Source organism: Cohnella thermotolerans DSM 17683 (assembly GCF_000429825.1).
GTDB classification, from domain to species: Bacteria; Bacillota; Bacilli; order Paenibacillales; family Paenibacillaceae; genus Cohnella; species Cohnella thermotolerans.
On the sequence record NZ_AUCP01000135.1, the window covers coordinates 1 to 1,940 of the forward strand.

Genomic DNA, 1,940 nt, shown 5'->3' on the forward strand with positions numbered 1-1,940 from the left:
AGATACAAACATGATATATTGAGAGAGTAAGTTTCTTTTTTTATACCCATGGGCTTGACGGAGGCTTCCTAGCAAACATGACAAAAGCAAAAAAACTACGACAGCAAGATTCACTAACAGGATTTTCCTTTCTTTTGTCGAAGTAAAAGGGGATCAACTTTGTAAAGGAGTTGCCCCCTATGCTTCCTAAAAATCGGTTAGGTGCTGCCCCCCGGATCTATTTCCGAACCGAAATGACGCACTGCCCGCATTGCGAAACGAAGCTGCAACGTTCGCATACGGCCTGGCATAAAAAGATTTCCACGCTGAACGGTGTCATCGACGCATGGAGCATGGCGTACGCTTGCAAGAATCCAACATGCTCGCATACGGGCGTCTCGTATAAATCAGCCGAAGCGGAGATGCTCAGCATGAAGCACTCGTCCTATGGCTACGATGTGCTGGCTCTGGTCGGCGAGTTGCGATTCAAGCATCATATGACGGTTAAAGAACTGACGGACACCCTGAACGAACGCGGAATCCAAACGAGCGAACGTCACGCGCAAAATCTGTATGAGCGGTATCAAGTCCTTTTGGCTGCCAGTCTCGATGACCATGTCCGCAAGGTACTGGCCGAAACGACGGAACAAAACGGCGGCATCATCTTATCCATGGATGGCGTCCAGCCGGAAAAGGGCAACGAAACACTGTATGTGCTGCGCGAAGTATTCAGCGGGACGGTGCTTGCCGCGAAGAACATGAAAAGCGGCGCAGCGGCAGAATTGCAAACGCTCATCCTGCCCGTGATCGAACTCGGCTTTCCCATTGTCGGGATCGTCAGCGACGGCCAGCATTCGATCCGCCTGGCGTTTGAAGGCCTGCTACCCGACGTTCCGTATCAGTATTGCCAGTATCATTACTTGAAGGATATTGCAAAACCGGTAGTGGACGCGGATCGCAAACTCAAGACGGAACTAAAGAAAAGCATGCGCGGAATTCGAGAAGTCGAGCGTAAAATCGAACAAATCGAAAATCGCGCCAGCGAAAACGAAACCATTGCCGCGAGCGAATCCACAAAGGAACAACCGACGGCGGAAATGGCCGAAGCTCAGATCACCAAGAAATACATCGCGGCCGTTCGCGCCTTACTGCTAGAAGATGGTGATCCCCCGCTCGAGTTGCCGGGTATGCTGATCTACGAACGCGCGCAAGCGATTCAAGCCTCGTTAGCTCGATGCTTGGATAAAAAAGGGGCCTTCGCTCCTTGAAGGTATCGTCCGAATTTTCAGCAAAATAGAACCGCTGCTGCCTGTCTACGAGACCGTGGCTCGGTGGCGAAAGCCGCTGGAACAGATTGCGAACCTATTGGAACCCGAAACGGACAAAACCAGTGAAACGGTGCGATGGGAAATGACCGTGCTGCTGGACTGGATGAAACAAACGTACACCAAGCCCGAAGACGCTCCCATGGTGGACAACATACTCCGGTATACAAACGGGTTCTGGAATGGTCTGTTTACTTGTTACGACGAATACCACCTTCCGCGAACGAACAATGATTTAGAGCAATTTTTTCGGCAGACGAAGGCTAACCACCGCCGCATCACGGGACTTCGGAATTGGAATACCTACATCCAGCGCAATGGCGAATTGATCGTCCTCATTCGGGACGCACTTGGTCAGGAACACATTGAAAGCCGCTTACGCTCCGTTGACTATACCACCTATAAGAAATGTAAATTGGAATGGTGTTCCCGTTTGAACGAGCATGTAGAGCGCAGACGTTTTAATCGAGATCCCAAGGCGTACCTGGCTGCACTTGAGCATGAATGGGAGCAATTGTTTTGTTAGCTAATTATGCTGTCGTAGAAAAAAAACAGATGACGGCTCCTTTTTGTTCCAAGTCGATATCTTGGTGCATGCCCCGACTAACGGAGTCGCCTTGGAGCGTCTGCTTCGGG

At 50.6% G+C, this 1,940-nt stretch carries 2 protein-coding genes; both read left to right on the forward strand.

The annotated features are described in order from the left end of the window. Positions 1 to 179: 179 nt before the first annotated feature. On the forward strand, positions 180 to 1,247 hold the full coding sequence (locus G485_RS0117400; RefSeq protein ID WP_169732297.1) for a transposase: 1,068 nt from the start codon (positions 180 to 182) through the stop codon (positions 1,245 to 1,247). A gap of 142 nt (positions 1,248 to 1,389) precedes the next feature. Continuing rightward, positions 1,390 to 1,830: a hypothetical protein gene (locus G485_RS0117405; RefSeq protein WP_027091761.1), complete on the forward strand. Its 441-nt coding sequence runs from the start codon at positions 1,390 to 1,392 to the stop codon at positions 1,828 to 1,830. The last annotated feature ends 110 nt before the right edge of the window (positions 1,831 to 1,940 follow it).